Annotated in this window: 20 protein-coding genes, 1 tRNA gene and 1 pseudogene; 8 read left to right on the forward strand and 14 right to left on the reverse strand. The window is 42.3% G+C overall.

What is annotated here, in order from left to right:
• Window positions 1-218 precede the first annotated feature (218 nt).
• From IHV80_RS09025 to IHV80_RS09035, 3 genes are all read right to left on the reverse strand, one after another.
• Window positions 219-1,460, reverse strand: a complete 1,242-nt coding sequence (locus IHV80_RS09025) for an integrase domain-containing protein (protein ID WP_192888796.1) — start codon at window positions 1,458-1,460, stop codon at window positions 219-221.
• A gap of 174 nt (window positions 1,461-1,634) precedes the next feature.
• Window positions 1,635-1,711 (reverse strand) — tRNA-Val (locus IHV80_RS09030).
• Window positions 1,712-1,976: 265 nt separating this feature from the next.
• Window positions 1,977-2,645 (reverse strand): DUF2726 domain-containing protein, encoded by a 669-nt coding sequence (locus IHV80_RS09035; RefSeq protein WP_102278572.1) that lies wholly within the window; start codon window positions 2,643-2,645, stop codon window positions 1,977-1,979.
• 273 nt (window positions 2,646-2,918) lie between these two features.
• Here IHV80_RS09035 and IHV80_RS09040 point away from each other — a divergent pair, with 273 nt between their 5' ends.
• A complete protein-coding gene (locus IHV80_RS09040; RefSeq protein ID WP_099166894.1) occupies window positions 2,919-3,104 on the forward strand; it encodes a hypothetical protein in 186 nt (61 codons plus the stop codon).
• 97 nt (window positions 3,105-3,201) lie between these two features.
• Here IHV80_RS09040 and IHV80_RS25410 read toward each other — a convergent pair.
• Window positions 3,202-5,166 (reverse strand): annotated as a pseudogene (locus IHV80_RS25410) (diguanylate cyclase).
• 259 nt (window positions 5,167-5,425) lie between these two features.
• Between IHV80_RS25410 and IHV80_RS09050 the strand changes: the two are divergent.
• On the forward strand, window positions 5,426-6,532 hold the full coding sequence (locus IHV80_RS09050; RefSeq protein ID WP_192888797.1) for a M20/M25/M40 family metallo-hydrolase: 1,107 nt from the start codon (window positions 5,426-5,428) through the stop codon (window positions 6,530-6,532).
• Between the two features lie 100 nt (window positions 6,533-6,632).
• Here IHV80_RS09050 and IHV80_RS09055 read toward each other — a convergent pair whose 3' ends face one another.
• From IHV80_RS09055 to IHV80_RS09075, 5 genes are all read right to left on the reverse strand, one after another.
• A complete protein-coding gene (locus tag IHV80_RS09055) occupies window positions 6,633-7,028 on the reverse strand; it encodes a hypothetical protein (protein WP_192888798.1) in 396 nt (131 codons plus the stop codon).
• Window positions 7,025-7,291, reverse strand: coding sequence for a hypothetical protein (locus tag IHV80_RS09060; protein WP_192888799.1), 267 nt, complete (start codon window positions 7,289-7,291; stop codon window positions 7,025-7,027). Before IHV80_RS09060 ends, IHV80_RS09055 begins: the two co-directional genes overlap by 4 nt.
• 270 nt (window positions 7,292-7,561) lie before the next feature.
• Window positions 7,562-7,903 (reverse strand): hypothetical protein, encoded by a 342-nt coding sequence (locus IHV80_RS09065; RefSeq protein ID WP_192888800.1) that lies wholly within the window; start codon window positions 7,901-7,903, stop codon window positions 7,562-7,564.
• A gap of 188 nt (window positions 7,904-8,091) precedes the next feature.
• On the reverse strand, window positions 8,092-8,514 hold the full coding sequence (locus IHV80_RS09070) for a DUF3859 domain-containing protein (RefSeq protein ID WP_192888801.1): 423 nt from the start codon (window positions 8,512-8,514) through the stop codon (window positions 8,092-8,094).
• Window positions 8,515-8,608: 94 nt separating this feature from the next.
• Window positions 8,609-8,977 carry an AAA family ATPase gene (locus IHV80_RS09075; protein WP_192888802.1) on the reverse strand — a complete coding sequence of 123 codons (369 nt, stop codon included), beginning with the start codon at window positions 8,975-8,977 and terminating at the stop codon, window positions 8,609-8,611.
• A gap of 273 nt (window positions 8,978-9,250) precedes the next feature.
• On the opposite strand from IHV80_RS09075, the gene metA reads away from it, so the two are divergent.
• Together metA and pilW are read left to right on the forward strand one after the other, a co-directional pair.
• The gene (gene metA / locus IHV80_RS09080; protein WP_192888803.1) at window positions 9,251-10,192 is read left to right on the forward strand and encodes a homoserine O-acetyltransferase MetA; all 942 of its coding nucleotides are present in this window, start codon (window positions 9,251-9,253) and stop codon (window positions 10,190-10,192) included.
• Window positions 10,193-10,378: 186 nt separating this feature from the next.
• Entirely contained in the window at window positions 10,379-11,125 is a 747-nt protein-coding gene (gene pilW / locus IHV80_RS09085) for a type IV pilus biogenesis/stability protein PilW (protein WP_192888804.1), read from the forward strand.
• An 80-nt stretch (window positions 11,126-11,205) separates the two neighbouring features.
• Here the strand turns inward: pilW and rlmF are convergent, their stop codons facing one another.
• Entirely contained in the window at window positions 11,206-12,507 is a 1,302-nt protein-coding gene (gene rlmF / locus IHV80_RS09090; protein ID WP_192888805.1) for a 23S rRNA (adenine(1618)-N(6))-methyltransferase RlmF, read from the reverse strand.
• A gap of 4 nt (window positions 12,508-12,511) precedes the next feature.
• A complete protein-coding gene (locus tag IHV80_RS09095; RefSeq protein ID WP_102307301.1) occupies window positions 12,512-13,009 on the reverse strand; it encodes a M48 metallopeptidase family protein in 498 nt (165 codons plus the stop codon).
• A gap of 137 nt (window positions 13,010-13,146) precedes the next feature.
• Between IHV80_RS09095 and IHV80_RS09100 the strand changes: the two genes are divergently transcribed.
• Complete coding sequence (locus IHV80_RS09100) at window positions 13,147-13,383, forward strand: glutaredoxin family protein (RefSeq protein WP_004734934.1); 237 nt, start codon at window positions 13,147-13,149, stop codon at window positions 13,381-13,383.
• Window positions 13,384-13,774: 391 nt separating this feature from the next.
• Here IHV80_RS09100 and IHV80_RS09105 read toward each other — a convergent pair whose 3' ends face one another.
• Window positions 13,775-14,647, reverse strand: a complete 873-nt coding sequence (locus IHV80_RS09105) for a LysR family transcriptional regulator (RefSeq protein ID WP_192888806.1) — start codon at window positions 14,645-14,647, stop codon at window positions 13,775-13,777.
• A gap of 110 nt (window positions 14,648-14,757) precedes the next feature.
• On the opposite strand from IHV80_RS09105, the gene IHV80_RS09110 reads away from it, so the two are divergent.
• Window positions 14,758-15,957 (forward strand): MFS transporter, encoded by a 1,200-nt coding sequence (locus tag IHV80_RS09110; protein ID WP_192888807.1) that lies wholly within the window; start codon window positions 14,758-14,760, stop codon window positions 15,955-15,957.
• An 85-nt stretch (window positions 15,958-16,042) separates the two neighbouring features.
• On the forward strand, window positions 16,043-16,609 hold the full coding sequence (locus IHV80_RS09115) for a DUF1415 domain-containing protein (RefSeq protein WP_102350833.1): 567 nt from the start codon (window positions 16,043-16,045) through the stop codon (window positions 16,607-16,609).
• 39 nt (window positions 16,610-16,648) lie between these two features.
• Here IHV80_RS09115 and IHV80_RS09120 read toward each other — a convergent pair whose 3' ends face one another.
• Window positions 16,649-17,719 carry a sensor domain-containing diguanylate cyclase gene (locus IHV80_RS09120; RefSeq protein ID WP_192888808.1) on the reverse strand — a complete coding sequence of 357 codons (1,071 nt, stop codon included), beginning with the start codon at window positions 17,717-17,719 and terminating at the stop codon, window positions 16,649-16,651.
• 213 nt (window positions 17,720-17,932) lie between these two features.
• On the opposite strand from IHV80_RS09120, the gene IHV80_RS09125 reads away from it, so the two are divergent.
• Entirely contained in the window at window positions 17,933-18,508 is a 576-nt protein-coding gene (locus IHV80_RS09125; protein ID WP_102516678.1) for a nucleoside triphosphate pyrophosphohydrolase family protein, read from the forward strand.
• Window positions 18,509-18,826: 318 nt separating this feature from the next.
• On the opposite strand, the gene IHV80_RS09130 is transcribed toward IHV80_RS09125, so the two are convergent.
• A complete protein-coding gene (locus IHV80_RS09130) occupies window positions 18,827-19,000 on the reverse strand; it encodes a hypothetical protein (protein ID WP_192888809.1) in 174 nt (57 codons plus the stop codon).
• Window positions 19,001-19,065: the final 65 nt, after the last annotated feature.

Consider the following 19,065-nt stretch of genomic DNA (forward strand, 5'->3'; position numbering starts at 1 on the left):
GTACTCAACCAGGTAAAGAGTGTTACCTTGTCCTCCGTTCTAAACCCAAAACTTAGGTCGTCAGCATCTCTGGGCAAGGCATTCCGTTGACCTTTTTCACGTAATGGTTTCAGGGGTTCTTTCGAGCTAATTGTGACTGCAGCACGCAAAATCAATACTGGATTAGTTGTCACCAACCAATTTGTCGAGTGTTGATAGTACTAATACTCGGTCTGCAATTAACCCACAATCTTAAGGCTCTTTTTACCACTCATCGACAAGCTTCCTGTTGCAGCTTCTTCAATATGATCACTCCACCACGCCATTAGAACTTTGCGACGTTCAAGGTAGTCTGTGCGGTTATATGCGCTTCTCACCTTATCTCTATCAACATGAGAGAGCGCAGCTTCAATAATATCTGGATCGAAGTTCTGCTCATTTAGAGTGGTACTGGCTAATGCACGTAAACCGTGAGAAGTTTGCCTGCCCTTCATACCCATTCGTACCAATGCTTTATTTGCTGTCTCTTTATTGATGTGATTGGGGTTGCTTTTGTCTGCTGGGAAAATGTATTCACTTTCACCCGTGATGAAATCAATTGTTTCTAATAGGTCTAAAGTTTGTTTTGTTAAAGGAACAGTGTGTACTCTTCCTTTTTTCATTCGTTCAGCAGGAATGATCCAAAGCATCTTTTCTCTATCAATTTCATCCCAACGTGCCCCGGCTGTTTCAGCTGGCCTTGTCATAGTATGAAGTTGCCATTCTAGCAAGCAGCGAGTGATCGGCTTAATTGACGCGTAGTTGATTGTTTTGAGGAGTTCTGGAAGCTCATCTGGGGCTAACGCAGCTTGGTTGGTTACCTTGGCGGTTTCAAATGCTTTACCAATACCTGCGAGCTTGTTGTGCTCAATAACACCTGTGTTTACTGCAAAGGTCATTATCTCATTGAGATTGCGACACAAGCGCCCTACTGTTTCTAATTTACCTTGGTTCGCAATAGGTTTAATTGTTTTAATCGCTTGAGGGGCTGTAATATCGCTAAGTGGACACTTACCTAGATCCGGCAAGAGGTACTTTTCTATTCGTTGTTTTAACTTTTTAGCCGTTTGCTCTTTGACGCTTGTTCTCTTCACTTCAATCCAATCATCAAATACCGACTGTAACGTATTCGACAATTCTAACTGTTTTTCTCTAAGAGTAGTGTCACGGTGCTCTTTAGGGTCAATACCATCAGCAAGTAGTTCTCTCGCTTCAATAGCTTTGGTTCGAGCTTTAGCAAGCGATACAGATGGGTATTTACCAATACTGAGGTTTGCTCGCTTACGAGTAATTGGACGGTAATAGTTAAAGAGCCACAATTTGGAGCCATTAGGCTTTATTCTCAATGCAAGTCCATCGCCATCGAGCAGGTTATATTCCTTTTCTTTAGGTTTTGCTTGCAAGATCTGCGTAGCCGTTAATGGGGTTGTTTTCTTAGCCATAGTAACATCACCAATCCATGTTCCCTTCTAATGTTACCAATAGTGTTACTTTAAACTGTGGATTTTACAAGATGCTATTGGACGTTCTCGGAAGTGAAATTCGCTAAATCACTGATAAAACAAGGAATTCAGGACACACAAAAGCCCACACTAGGTGGGCTTTCTTTTTGAATTTGGTGCCCGCTACTGGACTCGAACCAGTGACACCTTGCATGTCATGCAAGTACTCTAACCAACTGAGCTAAGCGGGCAATGCTGTGAAACTTAACTAACCGCTTTACTAAGTGGCTAACGCTTCAGAACGAGATGGATAATAGCGAGTGAATGGGTAGCGCGCAAGGATAAATTTACACAAAACTGATCGTTTGCTTTTAAAAACAACAATCAGAATAAATTTTAAACACAAAGCAGATCAATGGCTTGAAGTAGATCACATTTCGCCTCTACTTCAATAGCTACATACATCTGCCGGTTTCGTGTCTTATTACCTTGCTCTAAGTATTTATACTCAAGATATTAGTTAGAATCTTCATCCACATCGAACACAACATTGTAATTCTCGGTGTAAGTACAATTAGGTTGACGGCTACATGTGAAGAAGCGTCGGCCTTTATAGTCACCTTGGCTTGCCAACTTGATGATCATCGGGCTACCGCACTTCTTACAGAATCGAACTTCTTTCGATGGTTCAATAAGGTCAATATGAGTTGCCAATAACCTTTTCAAACGACTCACCTGGTAGCTGTGTTTTACCGATGCACCAATCAAGGGTAACCCTGCCGATTTGCACACGTGTATTAGCAGCTTCTCGCGATCTACCTTGCCCTTATTCAGCTCTTTGCCGTTGTCGAGCTCGATGATGACTCTTGGCTCTAACGTACGCGGGTCACACACCACAAAGTCGAAATAGCTTCGTGCGATTTTATTGTTCGCGATGAACCAGTTTTTCTTGGTATTCGATTTTGCAGGCGCAAGTACGTTTGCCATGTTCACTTTTGCAAACACCACGCCATGATTGCCCACTGCGGAGATCAAGGCCGTATAAAAGGTGGCTTGCTGTACGTTGAGCAATGCGCCTTTCTTTTGGTAAGCGTGGTCTTTGGTGTCGTCGTGTTTAAACACATACTTTTGAATAAAGTAAAAGAACACAACAAGAACCACTACAACGATAAAAATATTAGTCATTTTTGAATGCAATCACGTAAATAGGGAGATTAGAAGAGTTTGTAGCCTAAGTAGAAAGCCAGCATGTGGCAAGAAAAAGAAAATCAATTGCTAACAAACATCACGCCCTTTCAAGCCAGCCAAGAAGAAAGTGTCAATTGATGAGTTCGACACAGCTCACCCATTTGATCATTTTAAGAATATTTACACCCTAACTTGATGTAGATCAATTTGCGCACATTTGTGATCACTTAGATTGAAAAACGTTAGGCAAATGTTAATAAGGAAATTGATATGACACTAAAACAAGACCCTCGATGTTACACCGATGTCTGTGTAGATGGTAAATGGTTCCACTACGATCATTGCGGAACGCAAGCCTACATGCTGAAAGGTGGATCTTCTGCTGTGTTCGAGCTTTCTAAAGAGCCTGCGACAGAAGGCGAATTAGTAGAAATGCTGCAAGGCATCGCAAAGTAAGTTAATACGCTCATCTAACACTGACACCAAAATTACCGCCTAGAAGTCATTCTTATCTAACCACGATCAGAATGGCTTTTTATTCCCTAATTACCGATTAACTTTCAGCTATGACCACACAGTCTCTACCCGATTCTTTAGCTTGATATAAAGCATCGTCTGCGGCCTTGAGGTGCTTCTTATAGGTTCCGCTATTAACTTGCTCTTGTGGGATGTTAATAGTGGCACCAATCGAACAAGTAAGCTTCAACGTTCCAGTATGAGTATCAACGGGGTGCTGAGCGATGGCTAGCCTGATGGTTTCCAGTTGTTGTTCTGGCTCCTGAGATCCTGAAAGTAGCAGAACGAACTCTTCCCCTCCCCAACGAGCGACGACATCGTTTTTAGACAACTGTTGTTGGATACGCTTAGCCACTTCCACCAGAACTTCGTCACCAACATCATGCCCGTAGGTATCATTCACTCGCTTAAAGAAGTCGAGGTCTAAAATCGCCAAACTCACGCCAAATTCAGTGTGGTCGAATGACATAGGTTGAGTGAGTAACTGCTCAAGATAGCGTCTATTGAATAAGCCTGTGAGCTCACAAGTCGTTGATTGTGTTAACAAGGCTTTGTTCTTGTATTGAATTGAACGCAGTCGAATCATCAATAAAAATGCGCTAATACCTACCATGATGATCAGTGCGACAACGATTCGATTCCTAAGCTGCTGCTTTTGCAGTAACAACTCATTTAAATCTTTTTCAGTGTTGAGTAATTCGTTTTCTTTTGCGAGTGTCGCAGTAGCAAAGTCTTGCTCTAAAAGGAAGATGTCACTCTGACGCTTGTCAAAAAGCAGCGCTTTATTGTCTTTATAGTAAAGCTTGTAATAGTGTAATGCCTTATCAAGGTCGCCCTTTGATTCGTAATATTGAGCCAACCGTTTTAGACCGAGTACCTTCCAGCTTCGGCTGCCCACCACTTCAAAACTGTCGAACGCGTGTTGAAAATCTGTCAGGGTATCGTCGTCTTGATTCAGTCCAATTTTCGCCAACGCTCGGTTGAGATAGCACTGACCATGTTGAAGTGTGTATTTCTCAACGCCAGGATAGTGAATGCATTGATTCGTCACACTTAATGCTGATTGAAAATCACCTTCCGCGAGTAATACATCGCTATATGTTCTAAGTAATAGAACCTTGTATCGAGCACTCACTCTCTCACTATTAAGCTATTGCGCTTTGTTATAAGCAATACGACCTTTCACGAGATCGCCACTGCCTAAATAGGTAAAGGCTTCGTTAATGTAGAGGATGCCAATGGCTTCATCTTCAAGTAAACCGCTTTGATAATAGAGCTTTTTGGCCTTTTCAATAATCTTGAGTGCTTTAGGCCAATCTTCCAAATAGATGTACAGCAACGCCATGTTAGACATGAGTTTGCTGTTATAAATGTGTTTTGGGTACTTTTTACCAAGTTGTATCCCTTGATGGAAAAAGTATTGAGCATCTTGGAGATCGTTACGAACGTTATTGATGGCGCCCGCCGTGTTATAGGCTTTGACCAACAGTTCTTCGTATCGAATGGATTCTGCAATATCGATCGCGGCGCGGATTTGAATTTCAGAGGCTGCGAGCTCCCCTTCTTTCAAATACTCGATGGATAATTCAACAAGCGACTGGGCTTTCAACCACAACAAATCTTCGTGGTCAGCCAGTTCTTCAAGCTGTTGAACGTATCTCATGACGGCTTCGGTATCTTGCTGATGATGGGCGACATTTGACAGAATCATCAGACGGTAAGCTTGGTAAATAGCTGAAGGTTTTGCAGGTGAAGTGTCTGTAAGCTCAGTAAGCTTTTGCTGTGCGAGAAGTGGGTCACCGCGAGATAGCTCAAGCAGTTTGATTAACTGAAGCCCATATGCGGATTTAGCCAGTTCGTTTTCTGGGGTGTAAGCAGCAATGTTCGTTGATTGCGTATGACTCAGGTCGTCGTCCTGCAATGGGTACAACAAATAGAGCCCGAGTACGGCACTCATTGTTACAACGAGTAGAAAGGATCCTAAAACGTTGTTTTTATTCATGTATCAAGACCGTTCCAAATTGAATTCTCATATCACTGCTGTTTATCTATATTAGAAACGTATTATACCCGAGCCCTAGACAGATTAAAATGTTGCCAGCTCGACGATATAAATAAGATTTTTCTAATTAAATAGAATAATCAGGCAACTTTCTTGATTTAACTCAGGCATTCATCTGGCACATTGGCGTTATAGTGATTTTCCTGTTCCTATAGCCGTGACTTCTGACGAACGAGCGGAAACATAATGAGAATTAACAATGACCCAAATTAATGAACAACGTCTTGTCGACCATTTCTGCGATCTTGTGAAAATCGATAGTGAATCACGCAACGAAAAAGCCATTGCGGAAGCACTGGCTGAGCAGCTAGGCGAACTAGGCTTTGACGTACATAAACTGGCTGTTCCTGAAGAAGTGTCGAACGGTTTCAACATCTACGCTCGTCTAGATGGCACTCTTCCAGGTAGCACAGTGTTCAGCTGCCACATGGACACAGTAACGCCAGGTATCGGCATTGAGCCAATCATCGAAGACGGTATCATCCGTTCAAAAGGCAACACAATTCTTGGTGGCGACGACAAGTCTGGTATCGCAGCTATCATGGAAGCGGTTCGTTGCATCAAAGCTGAAGGCCAAGAGCACAAAACTATCGAGATTGCATTTACGGTATTCGAAGAAGGCGGTCTGTTCGGTTCTTTGAACTTCGATATGTCTTACATTCAGTCTGAGCACGCTATCGTTCTAGATACAGGCGGCCCAATAGGCACCATCGTAAATGCGGCTCCGGGTCAGCAGAAGATTGTTGCTAACATAAAAGGTCGCCCTGCTCACGCGGGTTTAGCACCAGAAGAAGGCATCAGTGCCATTCAAGTTGCTGCAGATGCGATCACGAAGATGAATCTACTTCGTATCGATGAAGAAACTACGGCAAACGTCGGTATTGTTGAAGGCGGTCAAGCGACTAACATCGTAATGCCGGAGCTTAAAGTCGTAGCAGAAGCGCGTTCACTGAACGGTGAGAAGCTAACAGCGCAAGTTGAGCATATGATTTCGACATTCGAAGCAAGCGCTAAGCAGTTCGGTGCTGAAGTAGAAATCGAATCAACTCGTGCTTACGATGCATTCGTGATTGCAGACGATCACCCGCATATTCTTTCAATCAAATCAGCATTCGAAAAGCTTGGCGTAACGGCTAACACCAAACGCACTGGCGGCGGTAGCGATGCAAACAACTTCAACGCTAAGGGTCTGACAACGGTTAACCTTTCTACTGGTATGGCGAAAGTTCACACCACTGAAGAGTACATTGCAGTGAAAGACATGGTCGCAATCACTGAGTTTGTTGTCGCTTACGTAACGCAATAATCTAATCGATTATCTAGATGGCAACTTATATCTAGCACAATAAACAAAGCCGAGACATCATCATGATTCTCGGCTTTTCTATGGTAACAACACCTGATTATTAGTCGCTATGTTGATAATCAAAATAGTATTCACAGTTAACATTCATGACATCGGTAATGATGTCTCGACCATGGTCAATATACACATACTCTTTCATTTCCCACCAGCTTATACGATTAACTCGCTCATCCTTGCTTGTTGCGTGCTTCATCGCGACGGTATTTAAAATATTGGTGCACCCTCTAAATCCGCTTTCAGAATTCCTCATTCCTTGATATTCGGAAAACTCAGCGACAACATGTACACCATAGCCATAATCCTTGATGCTATATTCGCCTACCATTACACCATCAGGATTGAACTGTTGAGGCTCACCAATATGATTTATTCCAGTGCTGCATCCCGACAATACGAGCACCGAAAATAAAACCATGGGGATTAACTTGGTTGTCATTCCACAATCTCCCTCAGTCCTAGTTCGATTCGTCGCGATGACAAACCTAGCCGAAGTAGATAATCAAGGTCCTCTTTAGCCATTGATTGCCAAATGTTATCCATAAAGACCGACGTAGCCAATTCACTTTCTTGATTATTCAGAAACTCGTGCCCGGTTAAATCAATATTTTCATGCACTTCTCTAGAAGTGCTTTTAGAGTCACTATTTACTACTCGACACTCATCAACATCCAACATTAACTCAAATTTGTACTTTGCCATTTTTCTTCCTACCTAAAGTTTTGAAAACTCTAAGCTAAACCTATGAATACAGTTAGGGTGCAAACGACCCTAATGACAACGTTTTTCTAGCTATGTGCTAGAAGCGGACGAGTATCGTTAACACTTTCTATCCCGTAAAGTTAAACCTTACACATTAATATTAGGTTTATATTTTTGAGAGATAAGTGATTGTATTTTGTAGTTCTATTGAGAGGGACTAGATAAGTTGAAGATATATTAATACTGAAGTCCAGACAGAAGTAATCCTACCTAAGCCGCGCTCTCCATGCGTTCTAGAACATCCGTAGCATGTAACAAATCATTCAAAGCAACGGTTCTTCCTTCCATTAGCGAGCAAAATACAACTTCCAAAAACGTGTTCGTTTTGTATAGCGCTTTATTAGACATGTATTGAGCGATGTAGGTATGTTTCTGTATTTCAATTTTTGCTTTTACGGCTTCAGTCATTCCATCTGGCAGAAAGAGTAATACAAAGATCGAAAATGGCATCAATAAGCTAAACGCTCCCCAAAGGTAGAAATTTCTATTTTTAGATTTGGCTATCAGTGCGCCAGAAACTGACGAAATTAACAGAAAGATGAAAGTTAACATGGGCCTACCTTTACTTTAAACAGCCTAAACATTATGAAGCTGAGTGAGTATCTAGAGCACGCCCTATTGAGTAAAGTTAAATTAGCTTATTGATATTATTGAGAGATAAACGTTTGAATTTTAGCGAGTTAAAATTACGCTCGCAAAAGCCGATAATGTTGTTCTTAAGGCACTCCCACGCTAATTAACTAAAATCCCCTACGCTTCCAGAACTGACTTTCGTCTTTACCAACTAAGTCGAATGTTTTGTCGGCAATGATGTTTCCTTTTAGCTCGACCGTCATGCGCCATTTACCGAGTTTGTTCGAGACTGGCGCCCAGATAGTGTCACCTAAGTAGAAATCCCAATCGTTGTTACCTACATACTCTTCACCATCGAAGGGTTCTAAGACCTCACCTTTGTCTGTGGTGATATCTGGGTGGTAGATGCAGTAACGGATCTTTTCACCTTTGGCCTTTTTAATATTCAGAATGTAACCAAACTCGACGTCAATTTCTGCGTCGACAATCGTGGTGAACTCTTGGATTTTTGGTAGGTCTTTGGATTTTGAATCCCATGTGGAGTAGATACCATAAGAGGTCATGTCGACCACAACAGAGCGCTTTGCCATTTCAATCTTTACCTTGGAGTTATTCTATGAGTTTAAGTATTGGTCGTTGTGTTTGATTCGTTAGCCAGATACTCGTTAACAAAAAAGCACAGGGCTATTCTTGCCAATCTTTCGCCATACGCTTAATCACCGATGGTTCGATATCGTGAACGCTGCCATATTGCTCACGGCAGACTTCTATAACCAAATCTGCTTTGTATTTGAGTGCAAGTTGGCGATAAGCCTTCATTTCCCACGGCTTGATAAAGGTATTCGACACCACGACATCTAGCCCTTGCTTTAGACCGTTTTCCGTTGTGTTCTGACACCACTCATGCGCTTGCTGCAACTGTCTAGGATCAAAACAGTACTCACCTTGTTCATTCACGTAATACATATCCGCTTCGACATGTAATGCATCGTAGGTCTTTGCTTTTGTTGATTTGCCCGAGCCAGGCAACCCTCGAATGAGTATTAACTTCATCTGTCACTTTACAGGCTAATTCGAAAACGTAAGTTTATCTTAAATACTAACGAGTTGCTCCGATAACTCCTCTAATCCTACATACTTGAATCAATCAGTTCCCCCAAGCTGAATGTGTGAACAACAAACACCAAGCCCCTAAAAACCTGTACCTTGCTTCTGATAAAAAACACAAATAATTTACATCTATCCACTTTGTATATCGACAAGCGTATCAAACTACTATAGATTTAGAAGTATAGACGTCTAAATATCTAGCTTAGGGAGAAAGCTTTGCCTATTCGCATTCCAGACCAATTGCCAGCATCTGATGTTCTTCGTGAAGAAAACATCTTTGTAATGCCGCTATCAAGAGCATCGACACAGGAAATTCGTCCGCTTCGAGTCTTGATCCTCAACCTAATGCCAAAGAAGATTGAAACTGAAACTCAATTCTTACGCCTACTATCGAACAGCCCACTGCAAGTGGATGTAGAGCTGCTGCGCATAGATGACCGACCAAGCAAAAACACACCAACCGAACACCTTGACAACTTCTACCGTCAATTTGAAATGGTCAAAAATCGTAACTTCGATGGATTGATCATCACAGGTGCGCCGCTTGGTTTGGTTCAATTTGAAGATGTGATCTACTGGGATCATCTAAAAACCATCATGGAATGGGCAAACAAGCACGTTACCTCGACTCTGTATGTGTGCTGGGCTGCTCAGGCAGGTTTGAAACTACTGTATGATTTACCAAAACGTACTCGTAAAGAGAAGCTATCTGGTGTTTATAATCACGAAATACATAACCCATATCACCCTCTTTTACGTGGCTTTGACGATACGTTTTTAGCCCCCCACTCACGTTATGCTGATTTCTCACCAGAATACTTAGCCGACCATACAGAGCTGGATATTCTTGCGACATCTGACGTCGCGGGTGTGTACTTAGCGGCCACCAAAGATAAGCGCAACGTGTTTGTTACTGGTCATCCAGAATACGATGCGCATACACTACACGGTGAGTACGTTCGTGATTTAGGGGAAGGTATGGAGCCAGTGATTCCAATCAATTACTACCCGAACAATAATCCAGACAACAAACCCATCGCGAGCTGGCGAAGTCATGGGCACTTGCTGTTCTCCAACTGGCTAAACTACTGTGTTTACCAGCAAACGCCTTACGACTTGGATCACTTCAGCGAAGACAACTTCACTAAAGACGATTAAACGAAAAGCCATTTAGGTATTTGGTTATTCAGAAAAAGTTCAGTAAAGCCGTGTTCAGTAGGTTGTTGATAAAACACCGAATTGAGCGCGGCTTTTTTATGGTGTGTGACTCGCATTCCATAATAGATTTACCACTTCGACGACTGCGATTTCATATGATGTGTCTGTGTTCATAAGGAGCCGCACATGCCTGCCAAGTCGTTGTTTTCATATCCGCTATTATCAAATCTCGCACTACTCGCCTCAATCTCAACGGTTGGCTGCGTTTCTGTAACTGAAGGACCACCTAAAATAGAAAGTGATCCGATTGCGATGTCTGAATCTCGAATTGAGTTAGGCTTGGGGTATATGGGGCAAGGTAACATGGTAAGAGCGCGAGAAAATCTTGAACTCGCCGTTAGACATGCACCAAGTTACTATCGCGCACGCCTGTCTATGGCTCACTACTTTGAACAAGTGGGAGAAATTGATGAAGCCAGAGTGACTTATCAAAAAGCTCTGCGCTTGGATTCAAAAAATGGCAACGTGCTCAATAATTACGGCACTTTTTTATGTAAACAAGGGGAATACGAGCAAGCCGATAAATACTTCAACCAAGCTATTGATCAGCCTTACTATTATTTAGTGTCTGCCAGTTATGAAAACGCGGCTTTTTGTGCATTTAAAGCGGGCGAAGTAGACCAAGCACGATACTACTTCACGAGAGCGATTGACCACGATCCAAACCGCGTAAAATCAATTCTTCAGTTATCAAAAATAGAAGTCAGTGCTGAGGATTATAATGATGCCCGGCTGCGTCTGTTTAAATTCCACCAGCGTTATGGCTATCAAGTCCCCTCACTTCAGATCTTAGTCGAACTAGAAAAGAAAGCCGGCAACAGCGCATTACAGCAGAAGTACCAAAGTGAATTAGACGAGCTGCTTTCTGCTTAAACCAGCTTAGGCTTTAGATGATTAAATAAAAAACGGGCTTGCTGAAAGTATCAGCAAACCCGTTTTTAATTTTGGATCCGTTATTTCAATTCGATCCATTGTTGACGCTGTTCGTCGTCCATAAATGTCCAAGCAACGAAGCGACTGACTTTTTGTCCTTGCGACATCTCAACCACTTTTACTTGTTTTGCTCTCAGCTTACCAAGTTCTGAACGAATCATGTCTACGTTGTCTTTCTTAGAAATCAACGTCGTAAACCACAAGACTTGCGTCGAGAATAATTGGCTCTCTTTGGCCATTTTCAAGATAAACGCAGCTTCACCACCCGGACACCACAACTCGGTTTTCTGACCACCAAAGTTCAGTGTTGGTTTGTTCGCTGCATCTGAAGCTTTCTGCACAATTTTCTTATTTTTGCGCTCAGGCTTAAACGGAAGACCTGCTTTCTTCGCTCGATTGGCTGCTAAGTTGTCTAGCTTGCGTTGAGAACCTTGTTCAGCTTCTTCTTGTGAACCATGGAAAGGAGGATTACAGATAGTGACATCGTAACGCTCATTATCCTTGATCACACCTTTGAAGATGGACTCAGAGTCTGCTTGTAAACGACTGCGGATTTTACCTTTGAGGTTCGCATTACTTTCTGCGATAAAGTTCGCCGCTTTCACTGAAACAGGATCCACGTCCGTGCCTGTACAACGCCATTTATACTCTGTCGCACCGATGATTGGGTAGATACAGTTTGCACCAACACCGATATCTAGCGCTTTAACCGAAGCATGGTTATACGGTTCACCTTGGCCATCGCTATTCAGGATATCTGCCACTCTGTGGATATAATCAGCGCGTCCTGGAATAGGCGGACACAAATAGCCCGCAGGAATATCCCAATGCTTCACACCGTAGTGATGAGCAAGTAAGGCTTTGTTCAAGAGCTTGACCGCCAGAGGATCAGAGAAGTTGACTGTATCTTCCCCTACTGGGTTCTTAATCAGGTGTTCTTTGAGCTCAGGTAATGCAGCAACCAACAGTTCAAAGTCGTATCGGCCTGTGTGTTGGTTTCTCGGGTGTAATCCACCTTGAGGTTTTTCAGCCGAACGTCTTTTCTGCGCTGCATTTTTGTTAAAAGCCGTTTTATTGAAAGAACCCTTATTCGATGATCCTTTATTCGCACCCTGTTTACCTTTGCTATCTTTTGCAAAAGGTCGCTTTGTATTGTTATTGCCAGCGCCTTTGGGTGCACTATTCTTGCTGCTTTTATCAGATGTGTTCTTTGTAGAAATACGCTTGTTACTGCCTTCTTTAGCTTGGTTATCTTTTGTTTTTGCTGATGAGGTACTGTTTTTCGACAGGCTTAGCGTAGTTCTGTTTTTTGATTGGCTCATTGGGCTACTTCTTTAAATCTAAATACATCATGAATAAACGGGCATCTAACTCAAGTTGGTGATAGTCCGGTTCCATGTGACAGCATAGTTGGTAAAAAGCTTTATCGTGCTCTTTCTCTTTAATATGCGCCAGTTCATGAACCACCAGCATTCTCAATAGAGGCTCTGGTGCGTTCTTAAAAACACTCGCTATGCGAATTTCATTTTTCGATTTAATCTTTCCACCGTGATTCTTCGCAACGTAAGAATGAAGGCCTAATGCATTATTGATTAGGTGTATCTTCCCGTCGTAAATCACTTTGCTAATGGGCGGTGTTTTTTTCATATAGCGATTTTTTATCTCAATCGCATAGTCAAACAAGGCTCTCTCGCTCTTTATCTCATGATTATTTGGATAACGAGCTTCAAACCAAGGCACTAACTTATCCGACTCAAGTAACTGAGTCACGGGGTCAATAATGTGCTTGGGATAGCCTTGAATATACCGCAAAGAAGGATGCATGCTGAAAGACCGTATCGGTTACACCACGACAATACGTTGTGGTCTTGAAATTTGAGCCGCATAGTGTAACTGATCACACTTTTCTAATCACCTAGGATTCGTTACACTTTAGCGAGATTCACCAAGAGAATGAAAAAATGAAACGTGTTGTATTGTACGTCGCAGACAAGTGCCCGCACTGTAAAGATGCCCAACGCTATCTGGACTCGAAGAAAATTGAATATCGCCTCACGAATGCAAAAATGCAGCGTGGTCGTAAAGAATTGCAGGCAATGGGCGCGCGCTCTATCCCTGTACTGAAAATCGGCGATCAAGTGATGGTCGGTTGGAATCAGAAGAACTTCGATAAGATGTATAACTCAAAGAACACATAACGTAGCTTAAGAGTTTCATACTTCTACAACACAAAGCCCGAATATCCACCTAGGATTTTCGGGCTTTGTCTTATCTATGCCATCAAGCAACTAACGCTAGGTAACATTAGCCTTTAATCTTAAATGCAGCGTTACAATTATTACACTTGTACCTACCTTTAATACCCATCACTCGATCTATAAACGTTCTTCGAACTCTTACTAATTTTTGTTCTTTACATACACACTTCATAATTCACTACTGCATACCCAAAAAGTAGTAACATTATTTAGCATTGCGTATTATAAGTAAATTCAGAGCCCACTAGAATGGCACTCAATTAAGTGACACACGTCGCATAAGCCATCAAAAAGCGTGACATCAATTCCAATTATTGATAAGCGTTATGTTTCATACATATTGTTTTACGAAGTCAATGAAGGTTCTATCTGCTTTTGATAGATACCCCTCCTTTCTCCAAGCCAAAGATAGGTTCAGTTTTACTGGGTCTTTAAATGGCACGCCTACTACATCTTCTTCGTATTCTGTCACTAAGCTAAGCAGAGCGGTGATGGCGAACTCTCGCTTCACTATGGAGAGAATCATAGGCAGCAAGTTGGTCTCGAACGCAATGGTCATATCTAAATCGTATTTTTTGCAGGTTGCATCGATAAAGTCACGGTGGAAATAACCCGACTTGAACATGATCAGCTCTTGAGCGAAAAACTCTTCAAAGGTGATGGATGGTTGCGTTGCCAATGGGTGCTCTTTACCAACGACGGCTAACATTTCTGAGCTTAATAGGTGGTCAGTTTCAAGATCATCAGGTACGTTTTCATGGTTAATCACGCCGATATCAAGCTCACCGTTTAATAACATTTCACGGATCGAAGCGGTACCAGCATCTATAAGCGTCAGTTTTAGGTTTGGGTATTGGCTCTTAAATGCCATCACGACTTGCGGGAAAAAGTAGCTCCCCATCATGCTTGGAGCCCCTAAACGAACCTCCCCTTTCTCTAACCCCTTTAACTCGTTCATGGCGAGTTGAGCATCATCAAACTGCTGAGCAATTCTCTTTGCATGTTCGAACAACACTTTTCCCTCTTCCGTTAAGGTGACGGATTTGTCTCCTCGACGAAACAGAATTAACTCCAGTGTTTGTTCAAGTTTCTTGATAGAGATACTCAACGCAGGCTGTGCAATATGCAGCGCTTTTGCGGCTTGAGTAAAGTTACCAAACTGAGCAACGGCCAAAAAATGTCGAAGAGGTTTTGATTCAAGCATGTCGATATATTTAATATATGGAGGTGATATTTTTAATATATTTCTTTAATCATCATTGTGCTGATAACTTGTTCACAAATAGCTTATTAACTCGCACAGGCGCAACATCAATGTTTGATAAAGGCAGTACTCAATACAAACGAATCATCCAATCATTGGCGATTGGCTCGTTTATCATTTTCTGTAATCTGTACCTTTTTCAACCTATCTTGCCGCACATGGCAGAGCACTTCCAAGTATCCGAAACTCAAATCAACTGGCTATTTGCCGCAACAACGCTTGGTCTTTCGATTAGCTTGGTGCCTTGGGCGATAGCTTCGGAAACTTTTGGTCGTAAACCCATTATTCTGTTCAGCCTGTTCGCTATCCCATTAATAGGGTTAAGCATGGTGTTCACGACTACCTTACTGCAACTCGTTATTGCTAGAGCATTCATGGGAATCGCTGTCGCTGCGTTTGCTGGTGTGGCGGTTGCCTACATGGTGGAAGAGTTGTCACCGAAAGCGTTCGCAGTCGCGATTGGAGGTTATATTGCGGCTAACTCGTTAGGTGGTATCTTTGGGCGTGTATTAGGTGGCTTGATTACGGACTATTTTGACTGGCATGCAACGGTGTTGTTTTTTGTTGTCGGCTCTTTGCTTGGTGCGCTCTATATTGCGTATAGCCTGCCTGACCAACAAAACTTCAAACCGCAGAAAGGGCTGTTCTTTCATCATAACCGCTCGGTAGTGATGCACTTAAGAAACCGTACCTTGTGGCTCGCTATGTTGATTGGTGGTGCTAACTTCGCTCTGTTCGTTAACTTATATTCAGTAATGGGCTTTAGGTTAGTATCCGAACCTCATTCAGTGCCTGTTGGTTTAGCGTCACTTATATTCCTGTGCTATCTGGCGGGTACAGTCAGCTCTAAGCTATCGAACAAATGGACGCTACGTTTCGACCCGTTAAACGGAATTCTGTTAGGCGTGTGTATCAGCTTAATCGGGATGTTGGTTTCTGCCGTTGATAAAGTCCCATTCATGCTCGCAGGTTTATTACTGATTAGTGGGGGCGCCTTCTTCGCACACACGCTGGCCTACTCTTGGGTGAGTCAAAAAGCCCCTAGTGCTAAGGCAACGGCGACCGCGCTCTACTTAGTTCACTATTACATTGGCGGTAGTTTAGGTGGATTCTTGCTCTTATATTGCTGGCAACTATTCGGCTGGAATGGTGTGATAGCGGGCGGTTCTATCTTCTATGTCGCCATATTTGCATGGGTCTATCAGTTAAAACAGCTGCAAGTATCGACTTCTAAACTAGCCGAAGCTTAGGTTAGACAAGGTATCCAACTGAATTATTGCTTTTGATTGACGTCCGTTCTGATATCCTACGCAAAATTTCATTTCGGAACCTGTTATGTCGAACACTCAAAGCACAGATCTTCAAACCATCCATGACCAAGTAAAACAATGGTTAGATGATGTTGTTATTGGCCTAAACCTGTGTCCATTCGCAGCCAAGCCACAACGTAACAAGCAGATTAAGATCTTTGTGAGTGAAGCGAATACGGAAGAAGCGTTACTGGAAGACATCATGACGCATTTCGTAGAGTTAGATAACACGCCAGTCGCTGAATTAGAGACGACTTTAGTGGTTGTCCCTAACATGCTGCAGGACTTCTTCGACTACAACATGTTCATTGATTGGATTGAAGCGCTAATCAAACAGGAAGACTGGGAAGGTGTTTACCAAGTGGCAACGTTCCACCCAGACTATTGCTTTGGTGGGGCGGATCCAGAAGACGATGAAAACCTCACTAACCGTTCTCCGTATCCGGTTTACCATTTGATTCGTGAAGCAAGTATGGAAAAAGTGTTGAAGCACTACCCTAACCCTGAAGCGATTCCTGATACAAACATTGCAAGAGTTGAATCTTTAACACCAGCGGAACGTCGTCAGCTGTTCCCTTATCTATTCAGCTAATCGCGAACAATTGAACATTAAGAACGAACTAATTTCTGCTTACGAACCGGAGTGTTCTTGATGATATGGACGAGAAATAAACTGATCTCGTCCATTTTGCTTAGCAATGTACAGGCATTCATCGGCAACTTTGATTAACGAGTCTAACGTCGACATTCTTTCCCCTTTGGTATCTCCGGTACTCAATTCAAAATGACATGCACCGATTGATATGGTGACTGGATTTCTATCAAGCGTAATTGTCTTCATCTCTTGCAAAAGAGTCATGAACTTATCTTCAACACAACTTGGTGTTTTATTTGGATACCAAAGAATGAATTCTTCACCACCAAAACGCGCCACAAACTCACCCTCTTGAGTATTATTACTCAGTACGTTCGCCACTTTCTTTAAAACAACATCACCCATTTGATGACCATAAGTGTCGTTGACCTGTTTAAAGAAGTCGATGTCGACAACCGCGAGTGTCCCTTTCCCTAAAGAGCCTCTTAACTGCTCGACTTCCACATTCAGCGTTTTGAACAAGCAACGTCTGTTAGGTAGGTGTGTTAAAGGGTCGTACAGAGCTTGATACTCTAACTTCTCATTCAGCTCTTTGAGTTTTCGTTCTTGTTGTCTTCGAACTAACTCTACTTCTATCCATGAGGCCATTAACCTCATCACGTCGATGTCGAACCCTTTGAATTCGCGATGATAGGGAGCCGGGCTGGAAAAGTTTAAGGTGCCATAAAGCTCATCATTAACGAAGATAGGAATACCAATGTACGACTCCAAACCAAAAGACTGGTAAGCAGGGTGAGTCGCGTACTTATCGTGTTTGCCGCAATGTTCTATGCAGATAGGACCAATAGATTTACAAGTGATTTCACAATAGGTAGAACGATAATCGAAGGTATCTCCACTATTGAGCTCAACCTCTTCAGGTGTTACGCAGTGTTCAACCAAATAAGTATTACCATCGACTTTGGATAAGATTCCAATATCTAGGTTGAAGCGTTCAAGCCCCATGATAAGCAGCTGAGCGATCTGGCTATCGAAGCCCTTTCGATAATCATTAGTGATTTGATACAAGCGTCGTATCACAATTTCACTTTCACTGGCTTGGTTCATAACTGGGATCCCACTGCTGCCGAGTTTTATGACAACATCAATATTTGGTATATTTAGAAGAGTAAAGGGTAATAAAACACAATAATCAATTGGTTTGTATGCAAAATACCTCATTGGTCCAATGAATAAAAGTCGACTTCTTCGACTTTGCGTTAGCACCCTATTCCCAGCTTTGGTAAAATACCCCATTAACGAAACAGAATGGATAGGAAAATGAACCTTTCTCAACTAAGCCAAGAAATCTACGATCACCTTTACCGCGACATTGAAGAGTTCCGCAGTACTTTTGATCTGCCTGTTGCTGCTCCTGAAACAATGGACGAAAAAGGCGATACGCTACACACCTCTCTAGCGATCGAAGAACTGACAGAACTTGCAGAAGCTGACTCTAAAATCGAACAAGCGGACGCTATTGTAGACAGCGTTTATGTTTTGATGGGACGTTTGGTTCACCTTGGTCAGGCTAAGGTAGAAGACAACCTAGCAATCAGCTACCTGATCGACCTACTATTGAATGTTTCTAAAAACCGTTCGATCGACTTTCTGCCTTGTTGGGACGAAGTACATTCAAGCAACATGAGTAAAGTATGTCGTAACGAAACAGAATACGCAGAAACTGAAGCTTTCTATGCTGAGCAGAACATCAAACTGATGGCTGTTCAAAAAGGCGAATACATCATCGCTAAGTGTGCGGAAGATTTCGTATCTGAAGGCAAGACAATTCGCCAAGGTAAAGTGCTAAAATCAGTACACTACCGTCCTGCGAACCTTGAGCCATTAACGGCTTGAATGGTTACTAATATAGAATCGAAACGCTTCAATTAGATACATAAAAGCCACATTCATTAACAATCTGGATGTGGCTTTTTATTTGAACCTTGATTATGCCCCACTATCAAATAATGCGACGACTGTTATTCATTAACTATAATTTATCTTCAATGTTCACACATGATGCTTTTAAAAAGTATCCGTCTTCTTAGGAGGAATTTTGTTTATCCCCCTAAAAGGGGGCGTTCGCGCTATTAGTTCCCTCTATACCTATATCAATTCCAGCTTGCTTTAATGAATCTATAGGAAGCCCACCACACGACACCTCTCTTCCATTCAATTTCTTAACCTTTTCCTTAACACCTTCAATGTCGGCAATTGGTCCTGTTTAGATACCCACTGCTGCCAACCAAAGAGTGATTGCTCATAGAAACGTACAAACATCCCCTCTTTTATGCCAACAATACGTTGACTGCTTTCAACCAATGCTAATTTAGTTTCAATATTCACTTATCTTCCCCCTTTAAAAAGTGCCAGATGCGACTCTGACACTTCAAAAATTAAAACGTTAAACT

This window comes from Vibrio bathopelagicus (genome assembly GCF_014879975.1).
Taxonomy (GTDB): domain Bacteria; phylum Pseudomonadota; class Gammaproteobacteria; order Enterobacterales; family Vibrionaceae; genus Vibrio; species Vibrio bathopelagicus.